A 19577-nucleotide genomic window follows, 5' to 3' on the forward strand; every position below is an offset into this window, starting at 1 on the left:
CTCGGCGCGGTCGACGACGACGCCCGCACGCTCGTCGCGGCCTGGCAGGCGCACGCCGTCGCGGTCACGCTCGGGTCCGGCGGGGCACTGCTGTCCCACGGCGGCTCCGCCCCGGCGGTCGTGCCCGCGCCGCCGGTGACCGTGACCGACCCGTGCGGCGCCGGCGACCGGCTCGCCTCCGCCGCCGCCCTCGCGACCGCCGGCGGCGCCCTGCCGTCGGAGGCGGTGCAGGCGGGCGTGGTGGCGGCCTCGGAGTTCCTCGCGCGCGGCGGCGCGGCCGGCTACGCCGCACCGGACCGCGACACCGGTCGCGGGCTGGACCGGGTCGATCGGGTCCGGTCGGCCGGCGGCACCGTGGTCGCGACCGGCGGCTGCTTCGACCTCCTGCACGCGGGTCACGTCGCGACCCTGCGGGCCGCGCGGGCGCTCGGCGACTGCCTGGTGGTGTGCCTGAACTCCGACGCCTCGGTGCGCCGGCTCAAGGGCGACACCCGGCCGCTGGTGCCCCAGGCCGACCGGGCCCGGGTGCTCGAGGCGCTCGAGCCGGTCGACGCCGTCGTCGTCTTCGACGAGGACACGCCGCTCGCCGCGATCCGCGGCCTGCGACCCGACGTGTGGGCCAAGGGCGGCGACTACGCCGGGTCGGACCTGCCCGAGGCCGCGCTGCTCGACGAGTGGGGCGGCCAGGCGGTGGTCCTGCCCTACCTGGACGGCCGTTCGACGACCGCCCTGCTCACGACGGCCGCGGAGCGGAGCCGCCGTTGACCGGGCGGGCGCTGTTCCTGCGGGCGCTCGGACTGGGCGACTTCCTCACCGGGGTGCCCGCGCTGCGCGCGGCGCGACGTGCCCTGCCCGGGCACGAGATCGTGCTGGCCGCGCCGGCAGCGCTCCGGCCCCTGGTCGAGCGCTGCGGCGCCGTCGACGCGCTGCTCCCGACCGGGGAGCTGGAACCGGTGCCCTGGGCGGGACCCCCGCCCGAGCTCGCCGTCGACCTGCACGGGAACGGCCCCGCGAGCCGGCGCCTGCTGGACGCGCTGGGCGCCGGCCGGGTGGTGGCGTACGACGGCGACGGGCCGCCGTGGGACCCCGACGAGCACGAGCGCGCGCGGTGGTGCCGGCTGGTCTCCTGGGCCCTGGCCGTCGACGCCGACCCCGACGCCCTCCGGCTGCCGGCTCCGCCACCGACCGCCGACGCGGGCGCGGTGGTGGTGCACCCCGGCGCGGCGTCGGGGAGCCGTCGCTGGCCGGCCGCGCGGTACGCCGCGGTCGCCCGCTGGGCGAGCGGCCTCGGCGAGCGCGTGGTGGTGACCGGCGGTGCGAGCGAGGCCGCCCTCGCCGAGCAGGTCCGCGGGCTCGCCGGCCTACCCCCGACCGCGACCCTCGCCGGGCGGACCGACCTCGAGCAGCTGGCCGCGGTCGTGGCGCACGCCCGGCTCGTCGTCTGCGGCGACACCGGGGTCGCGCACCTCGCGTCGGCGTACGGCACGCCGTCGGTGGTCCTGTTCGGGCCGACCCCGCCGCACCGGTGGGGGCCTCCGCCCACGGGTCCGCACACCGCGCTGTGGCACGGCACGCGGATCGGCGACCCGCACGCCGACCGGCCGGATCCCGCGCTGCTGCGGATCGGCGTCGGCGAGGTCGTCGACGTCGCGTCGGTCAGGCTGGAAGGTGCTCCGGCCGCCGCTGGGCGGCCACCCACTCGATGGTCCGGATGAGGCCCTCGCGCAGCGGCGTGCGCGGCCGCCAGCCGAGCAGCCCCTCGGCCTCGGCGAGGTCGGGCCGCCGGACCCGCGGGTCGTCCTGCGGCAGCGGCACGTGCTCGATCGTCGACGACGAGCCCGTGAGGTCGATGATCGTGCGGGCCAGCTCGAGCACGGTGACCTCGGCGTCCCCGCCGATGTTGACCGGGCCGGGGAAGCCGGACTCCCCCAGCCGCACCAGTCCGTCGACGGTGTCCGCGACCCAGCACAGCGAGCGGGTCTGGCTGCCGTCGCCGGCCACCGTGAGCGGCTCGCCCGCGAGGGCCTGCTGCACGAACGCCGGCACGACGCGGCCGTCCGCCAGGGCCATCCGCGGCCCGTAGGTGTTGAAGATCCGGGCGATGGTCGCGTCCGTGCCGAGCGAGCGGCGGTACGCCGCGGTGGTGGCCTCGGCGAACCGCTTGGCCTCGTCGTAGACGCTGCGCGGCCCGATCGGGTTCACGTTGCCCCAGTAGCTCTCGTGCTGAGGGTGCTCGAGCGGGTCGCCGTACACCTCGGACGTCGACGCGAGGAGGAACCGCGCGCCGGTGCGCTCGGCGAGGTCGAGGGCGTGCGTGGTGCCGAGGCTGCCGCTGCGCAGCGTCTCGAGCGGGAGGCGCAGGTAGTGCACCGGCGAGGCGACCGAGGCGAGGTGGAACACCCGGTCCACCGCGCCGTCCACGGGCACGCCCTCGCAGACGTCGGCGGCCACGAACGTGAACCGGGGGTGGTCGACCAGCGGTGCCACATTGGTCCGGGCGCCGGTCACCAGCGAGTCGACGCAGACGACGGCGGCGCCGTCCCCGAGCAGCCGTTCGCACAGCCAGGACCCCAGGAAGCCGGCGCCGCCGGTGACGACGACCCGAGCGCCGTCCATCGCCGTGGCCACGTCAGACGCTGGTGGCCGTGCCGACGCTGTCCCGGACCTGCTTGAGGCCGACCGCGCCGAGCGCGATCATCGCGACCGCGAGCACGAAGTGCAGCCAGTTGTCCGCGGAGTTCAGCGGCACGAAGTTCGCACCGCTCTCCTCGCCGACGGCGAGCCCGTAGACCCAGAGCACGGCGTAGACGAGGCCGCCGACCAGCAGGTACCAGCCCGCGGTCGCGGCCGCACGGGCGGCAGCCAGGCCGACCACCCCGAAGGCCAGGTGCACGATGTTGTGCAGGATCGACACCTCGAAGATGCCGAGCAGCTCGGCGTCGCTCCGGTGACCGGCGAACGTCAGGTCGCCGTAGTTCGTGGTGACGCCCGGGATGAAGCCCAGGACGCCCACGAGCAGGAACGTCGCGCCGACGACCGTGGCGGCCGTGGGCAGCCAGGTCGGCGGCGTGCTGGCGGTGTGGTGGGGGGTGCTCATGCCGGCCGGTAACCCCGACGGGCGGTCCCATGCACCCCCTCCGGGGTGGTGTGCGCCCCCCGCGTGCGGGTACCGCGCGGCAATGGACCCCAAGCAGCTTGCCAAGGACACGTTCGAGAAGGTGGTCGGCCGGATCGCCGAGAAGGCCGCGGAGCTCGCCGAGCCACCGGTGCCCGGGGCGCCGGCACCGGAGCCGCCGTCGCTGGAGGAACCCACCGAGCCCCGCGCCCCGCTGCCGCCGCGGCCCGACCAGGTCGCCCCCGCCGTACGCACCGCGACCGGCAACGACGTCGACGCCGAACCGACCGTCCGCGCCCAGCGCGAGACCTACCTGACCACCTCGACCGGCGTCCGGCTCCGCGACACCGACCACTCGCTCAAGGCCGGCGAGCGCGGCCCGACCCTGCTCCAGGACCACCACCTCCGCGAGAAGATCACCCACTTCGACCACGAGCGGATCCCCGAGCGGGTCGTGCACGCGCGCGGCGCCGGGGCGCACGGCGTCTTCGTCGGGTACGGCACGGCGGACACGGTGTGCAAGGCCGCGTTCCTGCAGGAGGGCGTGGAGACGCCGACGTTCGTGCGGTTCTCCACCGTGCTCGGGTCGCGCGGCTCGGCCGACACCGTCCGCGACACCCGCGGGTTCGCGACGAAGTTCTACACCGACGAGGGCAACTTCGACCTGGTCGGCAACAACATCCCGGTGTTCTTCATCCAGGACGGCATCAAGTTCCCCGACGTGGTGCACGCCGGCAAGCCGCACCCGGACCGCGAGATCCCGCAGGCGCAGAGCGCGCACGACACGTTCTGGGACTTCGTGTCCCTGCACACCGAGGCCCAGCACCACACGATGTGGAACATGTCCGACCGGGGCATCCCGCGGTCCTACCGGACCATGGAGGGCTTCGGCGTGCACACGTTCCGGGTGCAGAACGCCGAGGGTGAGACCGCGCTGGTGAAGTTCCACTGGAAGCCGCGGCTCGGCGTGCACTCCCTGACCTGGGAGGAGGCCCAGCTGCTCGGCGGGCTCGACCCGGACTTCCACCGGCGCGACCTCTACGACGCGATCGAGGCGGGGGCGTACCCGGCGTACGAGCTCGGGCTGCAGGTGTTCCCGGACAACGCCGAGCAGGTCTTCGAGGGCATCGACCTCTTGGACCCGACCAAGATGGTGCCCGAGGAGATGGCGCCGGTGCAGCCGGTCGGGCTGATGGTGCTGACCGCCAACCCGACGAACTTCTTCGCCGAGACCGAGCAGGTCGCCTTCCACGTCGGCCACCTCGTGCCCGGCATCGACGCCACCGACGACCCGCTGGTGCAGGCGCGGCTGTTCTCGTACGTCGACACCCAGCTGTCCCGGCTCGGCGGCCCGAACTTCAACCAGATCCCGGTGAACCGGCCGCACACCGAGACCAACGACATGCTCCGCGACGGCTTCCACCAGCACGCGGTGCACACCGGCGTCGCGCCGTACAAGCCGAACTCGCTGGACGGCGGCTGCCCGTTCCACGCCGGCGCCGACGGCGACCTGGCGGGGGTCTTCGAGCACCTGCCGGCGAAGGTCGCGGAGGGCACCAAGGTGCGGGCCCAGCCCGCGTCGTTCGACGACCACTACAGCCAGGTGCGGCAGTTCTGGCTGAGCATGTCGCCGGTGGAGCAGGAGCACATCATCCGGGCGTACACGTTCGAGCTCGGCAAGTGCTACGAGCAGACGATCAAGGAGCGGCAGCTCCAGTGCCTGGCCAACATCGACGCGCGGCTCTGCTCCGAAGTGGCGACCGGCCTGGGGCTGCCGGCGCCGGAGCCGACGATCGCGCTGCAGGAGCCGGAGCCCAGCCCCGCGCTCTCGCAGGTCGGCGAGGCGTGGCCGCCGGACGGCCGGATGGTCGGCATCGTCGTCGACCCCGACGGCGACCTGACGGGCGTCGAGGAGGTCCGGCTGGCCGTCTTCGGCGCCGGGATGGTGCCGCTGCTGATCGGTCCGCACGGCGGGACGATCGGCGGGATGGCCGTGCAGCGCACGTTCGCGACCGCCCGGTCGGTCGAGTTCGACGCCGTGCTCCTGGCGGGAGCGCCCGTGCCGGCGCCCGACGCGCTGCCGGCCCGCGACGCCAAGGCGGGCGCCGCGGACACCGCGGCCGTCGACCCGCGGGTGGTGCTGCTCGTCGAGGAGGCGTACCGGCACTGCAAGGTGATCGGCGCCTGGGGCGCGGGTGAGACGGTGCTCGAGGCCGCCGGAGTGACCGGCACGCCCGGCATCGTCCGCGGCGACGGCGCGGCCGAGGTGCTCGAGCAGGTGCAGGAGCAGATGGCCTACCACCGCGTCTGGGAGCGGTTCGCCTCGTAGTCTCCGAGAAGGTCGGGGACCGCCGTCCGTCGGACGGCGGTCCCGACCGGACCGACTCGCGTCCGCCGCCCGAGGAGCAACGATGGCTCGCAGCTTCCTGACCGACGGCGTCTCGCCGTCCTTCCACGCCCTCGAGGGGGTCGCGCTCGCCTCCGGTCGCAGCGTCGCCACGAACGCGTCGCCGGCGTACGTCTGGGCGCTCCGGCCGTCCCCGGGACGGCAGGTGGCGCTGGTGAGCGGCGGCGGTGCCGGCCACGAGCCGATGCACGCCGGGTTCGTGGGGGCGGGCGGCCTGGACGCCGCGGCTCCGGGCGAGGTCTTCACCTCCCCCCACAACCGCCAGGTCTACGCCGCCAGCGCCCGCGTCGCCCGGCCCGGCGGCATCATCCACGTGGTCAAGAACTACACCGGGGACCGCATCAACTTCGCCATCGCCGCCGAGCGGCTCCGCGCCGAGGGGCACCGGGTCGCCGAGGTGCTGGTCGACGACGACCTCGGGTCCGAGGGCCACGAGGTCGGGCGCCGGGGCACCGGCGCCACCGTCGTGGTGGAGAAGGTCCTCGGGGGCGCCGCCGACACCGGCGTCTCGTTCGACGACCTGGTCGCGCTGGGCCGCCGGGTCGCCGAGCGGTCGCGGACCATCGCCGTCGCCAGCGCCGCCCAGACCTCCCCCGAGACCGGCGAGCCGGCGTTCGACGTCGCTTCCGGCGCGCTGGAGTACGGCGTCGGCATCCACGGCGAGACCGCCGCCGAGAGCATCGACCATCCCGAGCTCGCCGACCTGGTCGACCGCATGGTCGGCGACCTCCTCGGCGCGCTGCCCGACCCGGACGAGGGCGTGCTCGTCCTGGTCAACGGGCTCGGCGGCACCGGCAACCTGGAGCTGGCCCACGCGGCCGCCGAGGCGGTGCGCGCCGTCGAGGCAGCCGGTCACCACGTCCGCAGCGTCGTCATCGGGACCTATGTCTCCGCCCTCGACATGCGCGGCTTCTCGCTCACCCTCACCGCCGCCGACGAGTCCTGGCTCGAGCACTGGTGGGCACCCCACGACACGGTCGGCCTGCCCACCCCTCGAGCTCTCGAGTGGCCGCCGCCGGAGGCCGCCGCCACAGGAGAGACGGCCACCGCGGGGAGCGACGCCGCCGACGCCACCGACGCCACCGCGCAGCCCTCCGGCTGGCTGGCCGGCCTGGCCGAGACGTTCGAGGCGCGCCGCCGCGACCTCAACGCGCTCGACCAGCGCGCCGGCGACGGCGACATCGGCACCAACCTCTCCAGCGGGCTCCAGGCGGCGCTGCTGCGTTCCGCCGGCCCGGACGCGGACCTCGCGGCCGACCTGTCCGCCGTGGCCGGCGCCTTCCTCGACGACGTCGGCGGGTCCAGCGGCCCGCTGTTCGGGCTGGTGTTCTCCGCGGTCGCCGACGCGGTCGCCGGCCCCGATGCCGACGACGCCGGCCAGGCCGATGACGCCGCCGCCGTCGTCGTCGGCCTGCGGGACGGCCTGGAGGCCGTCGCCCGCGTCGGCGGCGCCGCGCCCGGGGACCGCACCCTCCTCGACGCGCTCGCGCCGGCCACCGAGGGCTCGCGCCTGGACCGCCACGCCGTGGCGGCCGCCATCGCCGGGGCACGCGCCACCTCGGACCTGGTCGCCAGGCGCGGGCGCGCCAGCTACCTCGGGGACCGTGCCCTCGGGTTCCCCGACCCGGGTGCCGTCGCCGTCGCCGTCGTGCTCGCGGCTCTCCTGGAGCGCCTCGAGGGCGGTCCGGACGCCGACCTGCAGGCGGACCTCGACGAGCTGCTGACGGCCCAATGACCGGCGCCACCGACCGACGCTGGCATCCTGTGCGGATGCAGCCCGTCCACGTCTGGATCCGGTCCGAGGCCCGCGACACCGAGCGGCGGGCGCCCGTCGTACCCGCCGACGTCCCCGTCCTGCTGGACGCGGGGTTCGAGGTGACGGTCGAGGAGTCGCCCCAGCGGATCTTCACCGACGAGGAGTACGCCGCGGCCGGGGCGGCGATCGTGCCCGGGGGCACCTGGACCGACGCGCCCCACGACGCCTACATCCTCGGGATCAAGGAGCTCCCGGACGAGCCGGCGACGCTGCGCCACCAGCACATCTACTTTGCGCACGCCTTCAAGGGGCAGGAGGACGCCCGGCGCACCCTGGAGCGGTTCCGGCGCGGCGGCGGCCGGCTGCTCGATATCGAGTACCTCACCGACGCCGACGACAAGCGGGTCGTCGCGTTCGGCTACTGGGCGGGGTACGTCGGCGCCGCGCTCGGCGTCCTGCACCTGGCCGGCACGCTGACCGCGCCGCTCGCCCCGATGGCCAAGCACGAGCTGGACGCGGAGCTGGAGCAGGCGGGCAAGTCGGGCGCCGACCAGCTGCTGGCGCTGGTCACCGGAGCGCGCGGGCGGTCCGGCCGTGGCGCCCAGCGGGCGCTGATGACCGCCGGCCTGCCGATCACCCGGTGGGACCGCCAGGAGACCCGGGACCTGCACAAGCTGGCGCTCCTCGGCCACGACATGCTCGTCAACTGCGTGGTCACGCACACCCCGACCACCCCGTTCGTGGAGCACGCCGACCTGCAGCACGAGCGCCGGCTCCGGGTGCTCGCCGACGTGACGTGCGACGTCACCGGGCCCACGAACATGCTCCCGGTGAACACCGAGATCACCACCTGGCAGGAGCCGACCCGGCGACTCCACGACGGCACGCCCGACAGCCCGCCGCTGGACGTCATCGCCATCGACAACCTGCCCTCGCTGCTCCCGCGCGAGGCCAGCGAGGGGTTCAGCGCCGACCTGACCCCACACCTGCTCGGCCTGGCCGACGAGGGCGGCCCGACCGGGCCGTGGCGCGCGGCCGCCCGCGCCTTCGACCAGGCGATGGAGGAGCCCGAGGGGACGCAGGGCACCTAGCGGGATCGGCCTACGTCCTTCGGTGGAAGGTGACGTCGCCGTTGGGGTGGTAGGTGGGTGGTGTACGTGGGGTCGTGGGCGCGGTTGTGGTGCCAGTGGCACAGGGACACGCCGTCGGCGAGGTCGGTGTGGCCGCCGTCGACCCAGCGTTGCTTGTGGTGGGCGTGCAGGCCGCTGGTGCGGTCGCATCCTTCGGCGCGGCAGCCCCGGTCCCGCACGAGGATCGCGGTCCGCTGGGCCTCGGTGAAGTACCGCCGCTTCCGGCCGACGTCGAGGGGTTGGGAGTCCCCGCCCAGGACGACGGGGATGATCCCGGCCTCGCACGCCAGCCGGCGGGCCTGGCCGGGTGAGATCTTCTCCCCGGTGTCGAGCACGCAGGCCTTCTCGAGCCGGCCGAGGAGGACGTCGAGGTCGATCATCACCACCACGGTCGCCGACACGCCGCCGGTGTGTGGGACCCGGTCGGCGGGGTAGCGCTCGATGAGTTCGCAGAACGCCTGCCCCATCGCCTCGGGCGTGGGTCGCCGCTCGGCCGCGGCGCCGGCGCCCTTGGTGGCGGTCTGGTGCTTGGCCGCCATGATCGCCGCGAGGATCTTGCGCAGGGCCGCACCGTGGAAGGTGGGGATGGTGAACTCGCCGTGGGTCTTGCCCCGGCCGTCGTCGCGCATCTTGAGCGAGCACGCCTTCGCGGCAGCTTCTTCCTCTCTGGCGAGGAGGGCGGCTTCGCGGGCGTCGGCCTCCTCGGGGGCGATCACCTCGAACAACCGGTGCCCGAGCCGGTTCAGAGCCTTCGCGTCGTGATGCCGGGCCTGCTCGAGCAGGAACGCCTCCGCCTGGGTGACCTTCTCCGCCGGGACCGTGTCGGGCAGGTCGTCGACCCACCGGACGATCACCCGCGCCTGATCGGTGTGGATCCTGCCGGCGGCGAGTGCATCCCTGGTCGCGGGATGGGCATCCAGGTCCCGGCCCAACCTGACCGCCCCGTGGGCGGCGCCGCGGGTGGTCTTGGTCTCGTGGGCGAGCCACGCCGCCGCCGACGACGCCCCCTTCTCCTGACCGACATGCAGCTCGTCGGCGTGCGCGGCGACCCGGGCCTTGAGCTCGGCCACCCGGGCTTCGGCGCGCTGCAGCGCGATCAGGGTCGAGGCCGTCTCGGCGGGATCCATCGACCACACCGATGCGTCCGCAACCGCGTCGAGCTCGGCGTGCAGGTGCGCGGTCGCGACACTGACCCGGTGCCGGGGTGTCGCGATCGCTGTCATGGGTCTACTCAAGCACCCGCCACCGACAGTGGACCGGGGAGAATCCCCTTATTCCACAGGGGTTCTGGTCACGATCAGGTCACGATCCCAGTGCCGTTTCCACAGGTGGTTCGAGGGCCGCTCCGCTCGCACCTCGACCACCGTGACCCAGGGCTGAAGTGTGGTGGATCCGATTCACTGGATGCGTCGGATCAACCACACTTCCGCGTCGGACCGTGAGCCGGGCGCCGGCCGCAACCACCCACCCACCGCCCCGTTCGCTGCCTATCGGTCGCAACCCCAAGCCCACCGGGAGGAGCCGACAGTCGACGGCGCCGCGTCCGTCGTACGGGGTCTCGACAAGCTCGACCCACGGCGGCAAGCCGGGAGCCGGCCGCAACCACCCGCCCGCCGTCCCCGCTCGCTGGCTTTCGGTCGCAACGCCCAAGGACCGCGAGGAGCTCACAGTGGACCGCTCCGCGTTCGCCGTACGGGGTCTCGACCGCGACCGCCCGGCCGAGGTCAGCGCCTCAGCGCAACCTGCGCCGGTCGTCCGCGAGCCGCACCGTGCGGCCCGTCGCGTCCAGGTGCGCGAGCAGCGGCAGCGCGACCCGGCGCGAGGTGCCGAGCGCCTGCCGCGCGGCACTGGTCGTGAACGGCTGCTCCAGCCCGGCGAGCACGTCCACGGCCCGCTCGTCCGCGCCGGGCAGGAGCACGACCCGCTCGTCGACGCGCAGCAGCAGCCCCGCCCGGTGGAGCGTGGCCAGCGCGGCGGCGTCCAGCCCGAGCTCGTCGAGCCGCCCGGCCTCCGGCGCCGCGAAGCCGGACAGCTCGCGCCGCAGCACGTCGGCCGCCTCGACGAGGACGGCCGGCAGCTCGCCCGGGCCGACGACCCGGCCGGCGTCGACTCGCAGCGGCGGCGCGACCAGCGCGGTGACGATCGCTGGGTCGGGAAGACCCAGCGCGTGGGCGGCCTCCGCCGGCGCGACCGGCCGGTCGGCGAGCTCCGCGAGCCGCAGCCGCAGGCCCGCGACCAGGTGCGGCGCGACCAGCCAGTCGCCGGCGACCAGCGTCCCCTCCGGCAGCGGGTCGGCCGGGGCGCCGATCCGCCGCAGCAGCGACCGGCGTACGACGCCGCGCATCCGCAGCTCCGCCGCCGGGCTGCCGTCGTGCCCGGCGAGGTCGCGCGGGCGCCGCGCGGGCACGGGGTCGAGGACCTGCACGCCCCACACCCGGCGGTTGCCCGGGTCGCGGAGGATCGCGCGGTCGCCGTACCGCAGCGGGAGCGGCCGGTCGAGCACGAGGCGGGCCAGCCCGGGCCCGAGCACCCGCGTGCGGGTGCCGACGTGGGCGGAGCCGACGTGCAGCACCGGCCGCTCCGGCGGCTCGCCCTCGCCGCGGATCGCGACGTCGACGCGGGCCGTGGCCTCGAACGCGTCCACGGCCACCAGCGCGTCGCCGCGGTCGATCGGCGGCGCGTGCCCGCCGAGGTCGAGCGCCACCCGCGCCACGCCGGACACCGACGGGCGGGCGACGCCGAGCGCCTCGACCCCCCGCACCCGCACCTCCGCGCCGCCGACGGACAGCACCGTGCCGGGCGCGACCGTGCCCGCGGGCAGCGTGCCGGTGACGACCGTGCCGGCGCCGCGCACGTGGAACCGGCGGTCCACCCACAGCCGCACCGGCGCCGCCGGGTCGGGCGCCGGCACCGACGACAGGACGTCGGCCAGCGTCGACCGCAGGTCGTCCAGGCCCTCCCCCGTCCGGCCGCTCACGACGGTCGCGGGGATGCCGCGCAGCGATGTCGCGTCCACCTCGGACCGGGCTCGCGCCAGGGCCGGCGCGGGGTCGGCGAGGTCGGCGCGGGTCACGACGAGGAGCCCCCGGGAGACGCCGAGCGCGTCGAGGGCCGCGAGGTGCTCGGCCGCCTGCGGCATCCACGGGTCGTCGGCTGCGACCACCAGCATCGCCACCGGCACCGGCCCGACGCCGGAGAGCATGGTGGTCACGAACCGCTCGTGGCCCGGCACGTCGACGAACGCCACCTCGCCGACCGGCGCGAGGTCGGTCCAGCAGTAGCCGAGCTCGATGGTCAGCCCGCGCCGCTTCTCCTCCGCGAGCCGGTCCGGGTCCTGCCCGGTGAGCGCCCGCACCAGCGTGGACTTGCCGTGGTCGACGTGCCCGGCCGTGGCGACGACGTGCATCAGGTGGCCGCCCGGCGTACCGCCTCGACGAGCACGTCGTCGAGCTCGGCCGGCACGGTCAGCAGGTCCAGCAGCAGGCGGCCGTCGTGGACGTGGCCGACGACCGAGGGGTCGCCGAGCCGCAGCGCCTTCGCCAGGTCGGGCGACAGCGCGACCGCCGCGGACGCCAGGGGTACGCCGGGCGCGCCGCCCCCGCCGACCCGGCCCTCGGACGCGACGGCGACGCCGCCGAGCTCCTCGGCGATCCGGCGGGCGCGGCCCATCAGGTCCTCGGGCCGCGTCGCGAGCGCGGCGGCCACCGGCGACGGCGGCCCGGTGAGCGTGGCCTCGAGCGCGGCGAGCGTGAGCTTGTCGACGCGCAGGGCTCGGGCGAAGGGGTGCCGGCGCAGCGACTCCACCAGCGCGGCCTCGCCCAGCAGCAGCCCGCACTGCGGGCCGCCGAGCAGCTTGTCCCCGGACGCGGTCACCAGCGACGCCCCCTCGCGCAGCACGGACGCGGCGTCCGGCTCGTCGGGCAGCCGCGGGTGCGGCGCGAGCAGGCCCGACCCGATGTCGACGACCACGGGCAGCCCGAGACCGGTGAGCTCTGAGACCGGGACCGACGACGTGAAGCCCTCGACGCGGAAGTTGGAGGGATGCACCTTGAGCACGAACGCCGTCGCCGGCCCGACCGCGGCCTCGTAGTCGGCGAGCCGGACCCGGTTCGTCGTCCCGACCTCGCGGAGCCGGACGCCCATCGACTCCAGCAGCTCCGGGATGCGGAACCCGTCGCCGATCTCGACCAGCTCGCCGCGCGCGATCACCACCTCACGGCCCTGGGCCAGCGCGCAGGCGACGAGCGACAGCGCGGCCGCGCCGTTGTTGACGACGTGCACGCCGCCGGCGTCCGGCACGGCGGCCGCCAGAGCCCCGAGCGCGCCCGTCCCCCGGGGCCCGCGCCGGCCGGTGCCGAGGTCCATCTCCACGTCGGTCGGGCCGGCGGCCAGCCGCACGGCCGCCACGGCGGCCGCCGAGAGCGGAGCGCGACCGAGGTTGGTGTGCACGACGACGCCGGTGGCGTTGACCACCGGCCGCAGGGACGTCGCGGCGGCGGGCAGGCGGGACAGCACCTCCGCGGCCGCGTCGGACGGGTCGACGCTCCCGGAGCGCACGTCGTCGAGCACCGCGACGACCACCGACTTCACCCGGGCCCGCCCGAGCCGCTCGGCGGCGCCGGCCACGGCGGGGTCGGCCAGCACGGCGTCGGTGCGGGGCGTACGACGGCGCGGGTCGTCGGGCACGGAGGGCTCCTCAAGGGTCTGGCGGAGGCGGACGGGAATCGAACCCGCCTGACCGGGAGTGCCCGGCCACTACGGTTTTGAGGACCGCGCCCGTCACCAGACGAGGAACGCCTCCGTGTAGGAATCTAGCGGGGTGGTTACTGTGGCCTTCGTGGAGGCGTTCTTGGGCTGGCCGCTGGTGCGGCAGGTGACCGGCCGTGACCGGCTCGGCCGAGGCCAGGCCGCCCAGTCGAAGCGCAGCGCGACCCTCGAGCCCCGCACCGTGCAGGCCGACAAGGTCGTCGAGTCGGTCTGCCCCTACTGCGCCGTCGGCTGCGCCCAGAAGGTCTTCGTCAAGGACGGCCAGGTCACCCAGATCGAGGGCAACCCGGCCAGCCCGATCTCACGCGGCCGGCTGTGCCCCAAGGGCAGCGCCAGCAAGCAGCTGGTGACCAGCCCGACCCGCGTCACGAAGGTCCGCTACCGCCGCCCGTTCGGCACCGAGTGGGAGGACCTCGACCTCGACACCGCGGTCGACATGATCGCGGACCGCGTGATCAAGACCCGCAAGGAGTTCTGGGAGTGGGAGTCGGAGGGTCGCCGTACCCGCCGCACCCTCGGCATCGCCAGCCTCGGAGGAGCGACCCTCGACAACGAGGAGAACTACCTCATGAAGAAGCTCTACACGGCGATGGGCGCGATCCAGATCGAGAACCAGGCCCGGATATGACACTCCTCCACGGTGCCCGGTCTGGGTACCTCGTTCGGCCGTGGTGGGGCTACCACCTTCCTGCAGGACCTCAGCAACGCTGACTGCATCCTCATCGAGGGATCGAACATGGCCGAGGCCCACCCCGTGGGCTTCCAGTGGGTCATGGAGGCGAAGAAGCGCGGCGCGACGATCATCCACGTCGACCCGCGGTTCACGCGGACGTCGGCGGTCGCCGACCTGCACGTCCCGATCCGCGCGGGCTCCGACATCGCGTTCCTCGGCGGCCTGGTCAACCACGTGCTGAGCAACGACCTGGACTTCCGCGAGTACGTCGTCGCGTACACGAACGCCGCGGCGATCGTCGACGAGGACTTCCACGACACCGAGGACCTCGACGGCCTGTTCTCCGGCTACGACCCGGACCGGGCCCAGTACGACCCGGCCACCTGGCAGTACGACGGCGCACCGGCCGCCGCGGCGGCCGGCCAGCGCGACCCCGAGCAGGCCACCGGCGCGTCGCACGCCGAGGAGCACGAGGCGGCGCACTCGGAGTCACACGGGTCCGGCGGCCCCGCGGTCCAGGCGAAGCCGCGCCGCGACGAGACCCTCCAGGACCCGCGCTGTGTGTTCCAGATCCTCAAGCGGCACTTCTCCCGCTACACGCCGGAGATGGTGCAGGAGGTCTGCGGGATCGGGCCGGACCAGTTCCGGAAGGTCGCCGACGCACTCACCTCCAACAGCGGCCGGGAGCGGACCTCGGCGTTCTGCTACGCGGTCGGCTGGACCCAGCACAGCGTGGGCGCCCAGATGATCCGCACCGCGTCGATCCTCCAGACGTTGCTGGGCAACATCGGCCGGCCCGGCGGCGGTATCCTGGCGTTGCGCGGGCACGCGAGCATCCAGGGCTCGACCGACATCCCGACTCTCTTCAACATCCTCCCCGGCTACCTGCCGATGCCGCACGCGAGCCAGCACCGGGACCTGGACGAGTACGTCGCCGCGGACGCCGGCAAGACCGGCTTCTGGGGCAACATGCGGTCGTACATCGTCAGCCTGCTCAAGGCGTACTGGGGCGACGCGGCGACCGCCGACAACGACTTCTGCTTCGACTACCTGCCACGGCTGACCGGCGACGCGTCGACCTACACCACGGTGAAGTCGATGATCGACGGCGGCTGCAAGGGCTACTTCATCGTCGGCGAGAACCCCGCCGTCGGCTCCAGCAACGGCAAGATGCAGCGCCTCGGCATGGCCAACCTCGACTGGCTGGTCGTGCGGGACCTGCAGATGATCGAGTCGGCGACGTTCTGGAAGGACGGCCCCGAGATCGAGACCGGCGAGCTGGTCACCGAGGAGATCGGCACCGAGGTGTTCTTCCTGCCGGCAGCCAGCCACGTCGAGAAGGCGGGCTCCTTCACCCAGACCCAGCGGATGCTCCAGTGGCGCGACAAGGCGGTCGACCCGCCGGGCGACTGCCGCAGCGAGCTCGACTTCTACTTCCGGCTCGGGGTGCGCCTTCGGGAGAAGCTGGCGGGATCCACCGACGAGATGGACCGCCCGCTGCTCGACCTCGCCTGGGACTACCCCGTCGACGAGCAGGGCGAGCCGGACGGACAGGCCGTGCTGCGCGAGATCAACGGCACCGGCCCGGACGGCAGGGCGCTGTCGGCGTACACGGAGCTCAAGGACGACGGCTCCACGGCGTGTGGCTGCTGGATCTACTGCGGCGTGTACGCCGACGAGGTCAACCAGGCGCGGCGCCGCAAGCCACACTGGGAGCAGGACCAGGTGGCCCTCGAGTGGGGCTGGGTCTGGCCGGCCAACCGGCGCATCATCTACAACCGCGCCTCCGCCGCGCCCGACGGCACGCCCTGGAGCGAGCGCAAGCGCTACATCTGGTGGGACGCCGAGCAGGGGAGGTGGACCGGACCCGACGTGCCGGACTTCATCCCCGACCGCGCCCCCGACTACGAGCCACCGGAGGGCGCCACCGGCCCGGACGCGATCGGCGGGCAGGACCCGTTCATCATGCAGACCGACGGGAAGGCCTGGCTGTTCGCGCCGCTCGGGCTCGCCGACGGGCCGATGCCGAGCCACTACGAGCCCGCCGAGTCGCCGGTGCGCAACCCGCTCTACGGGCAGCAGAACAACCCGACCCGCAAGACGGTGCAGGCGGCGGCGAACCCGCTCAACCCCAGCGAGAGCGACGTGTTCCCCTACGTCTTCACGACGTACCGGCTCACCGAGCACCACACCGCCGGCGGCATGAGCCGCACGCTGCCCTACCTGAGCGAGCTGCAGCCGGAGCCGTTCTGCGAGGTCTCGCCGCGGCTCGCCGAGGAGCGGGGGCTCGAGCACGGCGGCTGGGCGACGATCGTCACCGGCCGCACGGCGATCGAGGCGCGGGTGCTGGTGACCGAGCGGCTCCGGTCGCTGCGGCTCGGCGACCGGTTCGTCGAGCAGGTGGGGCTGCCGTACCACTGGGGCGGCAACGGCATCACCACCGGCGACTCCCCCAACGACCTGGTCAACCTGACCCTCGACCCGAACGTCTACATCCAGGACAAGGTCGGCACCTGCGACATCCGCCCGGGCCGGCGCCCGCGCGGGCCGGCGCTGATCGAGTACGTCGCCGAGTACCGCCGCCGCGCCGGGATGGATGAGCAGAGGGAGAACTCCTGATGGGCAGCCTGTGGGGCCGGCTCGACGACGTCCAGCACGACGCGGGGTACGACGCGCACCCGCCCCGGATGGGGTTCTTCACCGATACCTCGGTGTGCATCGGCTGCAAGGCCTGCGAGGTGGCCTGCAAGGAGTGGAACGAGGTCCCCGAGGACGGCTACCTCCTCACCGGCATGTCCTACGACAACACGGCTCAGCTCGACGCCAACACGTGGCGGCACGTGGCGTTCGTGGAGAAGCCGATCGAGACCGTCGACCTCGGCATGCCCGGCCTGGGTGCTCCCCCGGGCACCCATCAGGCGACCGAGTCCGGCGCCGACGGCGTGAAGTGGCTGATGTCGTCGGACGTCTGCAAGCACTGCACGCACGCCGCGTGCCTCGACGTGTGCCCGACCGGGGCGCTGTTCCGCACCGAGTTCGGCACGGTCGTCGTGCAGCCCGACGTGTGCAACGGCTGCGGCTACTGCGTGCCGGCCTGCCCGTACGGCGTCATCGACGTGCGCAAGGGCGACGGCCGGGCGTTCAAGTGCACGCTCTGCTACGACCGCCTCAAGGAGGGCCAGACCCCGGCCTGCGCGCAGGCGTGCCCGACCGAGTCGATCCAGTTCGGCGAGCTGAGCGAGCTGCGGGAGCGCGCCGACCTGCGGCTCGCCGAGCTGCACGAGAAGGGCGTCGACGTCGCCCGGCTCTACGGCCGTGACCCGGACGACGGGGTCGGCGGCGACGGGGCGTTCTTCCTGCTGCTCGACGAGCCGGAGGTCTACGGGCTGCCGCCGGACCCGGTCGTCACCACCCGCGACCTCGGCTCGATCTGGAAGCACGTCGGCGCGGCCGCGGCCACGCTGGTCGGCGTCGGCGTCGCCTCCTTCACTTCGAGACGCCTCGTTCCTCGGCTCCTCAGTACAAGCGTGGGGAGGCGGCGTTGAGGGAGCAGTCGATGGTCCCCGAGCCGGAGTTCGAGTCCTACTACGGCCGCCCCATCCTCAAGCAGCCGACCTGGAAGACCCCGGACGTCCCGCTGTACCTCTTCCTGGGCGGGCTGGCCGGCTGCTCGGCCCTGCTCGCCGAGGGCGCCGCCGCGACCGGCCGCCCCGAGCTGGAGCGGGTCGCCCGGATCGCCGCGGCGAGCGGCGCCGCCGCAGGCACCGTCGCCCTGGTCCACGACCTCGGCCGGCCGGAGCGCTTCCTCATGATGCTGCGGGTCCTCAAGCCCACCTCGCCGCTCTCGGTCGGGTCGTTCATCCTGGCGCCGTTCAGCGCATTCTCCGGCGCGGCCGCCGCGTCGCAGCTGACCGGGTGGTTCCCCCGTCTGGGCCGGCTGGCCGGCGCCGGGGCCGCGGTGTTCGGGCCGCCGCTCGCGACCTACACCGCCGCCCTGGTCGCCAACACCGCGGTGCCCGCGTGGCACGAGGCGCACCGGGAGCTGCCGTTCGTCTTCGGCGGCTCCGGCGCCCAGGCGGCGGGCGGGCTGGCGATGATGCTCGTCCCCGTCGACCAGGCCGCCCCGGCCCGGCGGATGGCGCTCGCCGGCGCCGCCGTCGAGATCCTCGCGGCCGAGCGGATCCTGCAGAAGGGGCTGGTGGCCGAGCCGTACCGCATCGGCCTCCCGGGTCGGCTGATGACGACCGCCCGCAACGCGACGGCGGTGGGCTCGGCGATCACGCTGCTGGCCGGCAAGCGGTCGCGGCTGCTTGCGGTGCTCGCCGGGGCGACGTACGTCGGCGCCTCGCTGGCCACCCGGTTCGGGATCTTCGAGGCCGGCATGGAGTCCGCCCGCGACCCGAAGTACACCGTGGTGCCGCAGCGTGACCGGAAGCAGGACAAACTGTCGGGGTGACCGACACCCAGACCCTGCGCCTCACCCAGTTCGCATCCGGAGGGGGCTGTGCGTGCAAGGTCCCGCCCGGTGAGCTGGAGAGGGTGCTGTCGGGTGTCGTGCCCGCGGCCGGCGACGACCTGCTGGTGGGCGTCGAGAACGGTGACGACGCGGCCGTGGTGCGGCTCGACGGCGACCGGGCGGTGGTGCTCACGACCGACTTCTTCACGCCGGTGGTCGACGACCCCTACGACTGGGGCCGGATCGCGGCGGCCAACGCGCTCTCCGACGTGTGGGCGATGGGCGGGACGCCGCTGGTCGCGGTGAACCTGCTGGCCTGGCCACGGGACCGGATCCCGTTCGAGCTCGCGGCCGAGGTGCTGCGGGGCGGTGCCGACATCGCGCGCGAGGCCGGCTGCCATCTCGCCGGCGGGCACAGCATCGACGACCCGGAGCCGAAGTACGGCCTGGCCGTCACCGGCACCGCCGACCCCGACCGCCTGCTGCGCAACGACGCCGGCGTCCCCGGGGTACCCCTGACGCTCACCAAGCCGATCGGCCTCGGCGTCCTCAACAACCGGCACAAGGCGACCGGGGAGGTCTTTCCCGAGGCCGTCGAGGTGATGACCAGGCTCAACCGCGACGCGTCGCGGGCCGCCCTGGAGGCGGGCGCCGCCTGCGCCACCGACGTGACCGGATTCGGGCTGCTCGGCCACCTCTACAAGATGTGCCGGGCATCGGGCGTCACCGCGGTCCTCGACGCGGCAGCGGTGCCCTACCTCGAGGGCGCGCGCGCGTCGTACGCCGAGGGCTACGTGCCCGGCGGCAGCCGGCGCAACTTGGAGTGGGTGCGCCCGCACGTCGACGCCGCGGTCTCCGACGACGAGCTGGTGCTCCTCGCCGACGCCCAGACGTCCGGCGGGCTGCTGGTGGCCGGGGAGGTCCCCGGCTTCCCCGTGATCGGCGAGCTGGTGCCCGCGGGCGATCACGCGGTCGTCGTGCGCTGAAGCCAGGTGTGGGTGCCGGCGGCGAGGCCCTTGGCCTTGGGGCGGCCGGCCACCGGGGCGACCGCGAGCGCGGCGCCGTCCGGCAGCGACCACTTCACCTCGTGGTAGACCCGGGAGAGCGTGTCGTCGCTGTCGACGAAGGCGAGGCCCGGCGCCGCGACGACCACCTCGCGCCACGGGCCGATCAGCTCGGCGGCGCCGAGGTCGGCGTCGGTCCACACCATGAAGACGGCCACGACGTCCGGGTCCCCGGCGGTGGGGTCGGGCAAACCGGGTACCAGGAGGCC

16 protein-coding genes and 1 tRNA gene are annotated in these 19577 nt (G+C 74.4%); 10 read left to right on the forward strand and 7 right to left on the reverse strand.

Annotated features, from left to right (window positions below; all coding sequences use genetic code 11):
* Positions 1 to 765: D-glycero-beta-D-manno-heptose 1-phosphate adenylyltransferase (gene rfaE2 / locus ABD086_RS19420; RefSeq protein WP_343909269.1), on the forward strand; the 765-nt coding region annotated here is incomplete at its 5' end.
* On the forward strand, positions 762 to 1715 hold the full coding sequence (locus ABD086_RS19425; RefSeq protein ID WP_343909271.1) for a glycosyltransferase family 9 protein: 954 nt from the start codon (positions 762 to 764) through the stop codon (positions 1713 to 1715). The genes rfaE2 and ABD086_RS19425, both read left to right, overlap by 4 nt.
* Here the strand turns inward: ABD086_RS19425 and ABD086_RS19430 are convergent.
* Both ABD086_RS19430 and ABD086_RS19435 read right to left on the reverse strand, forming a co-directional pair.
* Positions 1657 to 2628, reverse strand: coding sequence for a UDP-glucuronic acid decarboxylase family protein (locus ABD086_RS19430; protein WP_343909273.1), 972 nt, complete (start codon positions 2626 to 2628; stop codon positions 1657 to 1659). The genes ABD086_RS19425 and ABD086_RS19430 overlap by 59 nt on opposite strands.
* Position 2629: 1 nt before the next feature.
* Positions 2630 to 3097, reverse strand: a complete 468-nt coding sequence (locus ABD086_RS19435) for a DUF4383 domain-containing protein (RefSeq protein WP_343909275.1) — start codon at positions 3095 to 3097, stop codon at positions 2630 to 2632.
* A gap of 82 nt (positions 3098 to 3179) precedes the next feature.
* Here ABD086_RS19435 and ABD086_RS19440 point away from each other — a divergent pair, with 82 nt between their 5' ends.
* From ABD086_RS19440 to ABD086_RS19450, 3 genes are all read left to right on the forward strand, one after another.
* Complete coding sequence (locus ABD086_RS19440) at positions 3180 to 5444, forward strand: catalase (RefSeq protein ID WP_343909277.1); 2265 nt, start codon at positions 3180 to 3182, stop codon at positions 5442 to 5444.
* A gap of 82 nt (positions 5445 to 5526) precedes the next feature.
* Complete coding sequence (locus ABD086_RS19445) at positions 5527 to 7257, forward strand: dihydroxyacetone kinase subunit DhaK (protein WP_343909279.1); 1731 nt, start codon at positions 5527 to 5529, stop codon at positions 7255 to 7257.
* 35 nt (positions 7258 to 7292) lie between these two features.
* On the forward strand, positions 7293 to 8369 hold the full coding sequence (locus ABD086_RS19450) for a saccharopine dehydrogenase (protein ID WP_343909280.1): 1077 nt from the start codon (positions 7293 to 7295) through the stop codon (positions 8367 to 8369).
* Here the strand turns inward: ABD086_RS19450 and ABD086_RS19455 are convergent.
* The 4 genes from ABD086_RS19455 to ABD086_RS19470 all read right to left on the reverse strand — a co-directional run bounded on the left by ABD086_RS19455 (position 8366) and on the right by ABD086_RS19470 (position 13209).
* Positions 8366 to 9631 carry an HNH endonuclease gene (locus ABD086_RS19455; RefSeq protein ID WP_343909281.1) on the reverse strand — a complete coding sequence of 422 codons (1266 nt, stop codon included), beginning with the start codon at positions 9629 to 9631 and terminating at the stop codon, positions 8366 to 8368. The two genes, ABD086_RS19450 and ABD086_RS19455, sit on opposite strands and share 4 nt — an antisense overlap.
* A 509-nt stretch (positions 9632 to 10140) precedes the next feature.
* Entirely contained in the window at positions 10141 to 11814 is a 1674-nt protein-coding gene (locus tag ABD086_RS19460; protein WP_343909283.1) for a SelB domain-containing protein, read from the reverse strand.
* Positions 11814 to 13094, reverse strand: a complete 1281-nt coding sequence (gene selA, locus ABD086_RS19465) for an L-seryl-tRNA(Sec) selenium transferase (protein ID WP_343909285.1) — start codon at positions 13092 to 13094, stop codon at positions 11814 to 11816. The genes ABD086_RS19460 and selA overlap by 1 nt, the downstream gene beginning before the upstream one ends.
* Before the next feature lie 19 nt (positions 13095 to 13113).
* Positions 13114 to 13209: transfer RNA gene (locus tag ABD086_RS19470), tRNA-Sec, on the reverse strand.
* 36 nt (positions 13210 to 13245) lie between these two features.
* Here ABD086_RS19470 and ABD086_RS25370 point away from each other — a divergent pair.
* Genes ABD086_RS25370 through selD form a run of 5 tightly spaced genes read left to right on the forward strand, consistent with a single transcriptional unit; the run spans position 13246 to position 19290 of the window.
* Positions 13246 to 13803: a hypothetical protein gene (locus ABD086_RS25370; protein WP_486348034.1), complete on the forward strand. Its 558-nt coding sequence runs from the start codon at positions 13246 to 13248 to the stop codon at positions 13801 to 13803.
* Between the two features lie 12 nt (positions 13804 to 13815).
* On the forward strand, positions 13816 to 16467 hold the full coding sequence (gene fdh, locus ABD086_RS19475; protein ID WP_486348035.1) for a formate dehydrogenase: 2652 nt from the start codon (positions 13816 to 13818) through the stop codon (positions 16465 to 16467).
* A complete protein-coding gene (locus tag ABD086_RS19480; RefSeq protein WP_343909286.1) occupies positions 16467 to 17393 on the forward strand; it encodes a 4Fe-4S dicluster domain-containing protein in 927 nt (308 codons plus the stop codon). The genes fdh and ABD086_RS19480 overlap by 1 nt, the downstream gene beginning before the upstream one ends.
* Positions 17390 to 18304: an NrfD/PsrC family molybdoenzyme membrane anchor subunit gene (gene nrfD, locus ABD086_RS19485; RefSeq protein ID WP_343909287.1), complete on the forward strand. Its 915-nt coding sequence runs from the start codon at positions 17390 to 17392 to the stop codon at positions 18302 to 18304. The genes ABD086_RS19480 and nrfD overlap by 4 nt, the downstream gene beginning before the upstream one ends.
* Positions 18301 to 19290 carry a selenide, water dikinase SelD gene (gene selD / locus ABD086_RS19490; RefSeq protein WP_343909289.1) on the forward strand — a complete coding sequence of 330 codons (990 nt, stop codon included), beginning with the start codon at positions 18301 to 18303 and terminating at the stop codon, positions 19288 to 19290. The genes nrfD and selD overlap by 4 nt, the downstream gene beginning before the upstream one ends.
* Here the strand turns inward: selD and ABD086_RS19495 are convergent.
* On the reverse strand, positions 19269 to 19559 hold the full coding sequence (locus tag ABD086_RS19495; RefSeq protein WP_343909291.1) for a hypothetical protein: 291 nt from the start codon (positions 19557 to 19559) through the stop codon (positions 19269 to 19271). The genes selD and ABD086_RS19495 overlap by 22 nt on opposite strands.
* Between the last annotated feature and the right edge of the window lie 18 nt (positions 19560 to 19577).

Origin of the sequence: Nocardioides aquiterrae, assembly GCF_039526625.1 — a bacterium.
Classification (GTDB): Bacteria; Actinomycetota; Actinomycetes; order Propionibacteriales; family Nocardioidaceae; genus Nocardioides; species Nocardioides aquiterrae.

Bases quoted from the DNA above. Each gene is read 5' to 3' on its own strand.
- ABD086_RS19435 (WP_343909275.1), bottom strand. From the start codon at position 3,097: ATGAGCACCCCCCACCACACCGCCAGCACGCCGCCGACCTGGCTGCCC.
- ABD086_RS19440 (WP_343909277.1), top strand. From the start codon at position 3,180: ATGGACCCCAAGCAGCTTGCCAAGGACACGTTCGAGAAGGTGGTCGGC.
- ABD086_RS19445 (WP_343909279.1), top strand. From the start codon at position 5,527: ATGGCTCGCAGCTTCCTGACCGACGGCGTCTCGCCGTCCTTCCACGCC.
- ABD086_RS19450 (WP_343909280.1), top strand. From the start codon at position 7,293: ATGCAGCCCGTCCACGTCTGGATCCGGTCCGAGGCCCGCGACACCGAG.
- ABD086_RS19455 (WP_343909281.1), bottom strand. From the start codon at position 9,631: ATGACAGCGATCGCGACACCCCGGCACCGGGTCAGTGTCGCGACCGCG.
- ABD086_RS19460 (WP_343909283.1), bottom strand. From the start codon at position 11,814: ATGCACGTCGTCGCCACGGCCGGGCACGTCGACCACGGCAAGTCCACG.
- ABD086_RS19480 (WP_343909286.1), top strand. From the start codon at position 16,467: ATGGGCAGCCTGTGGGGCCGGCTCGACGACGTCCAGCACGACGCGGGG.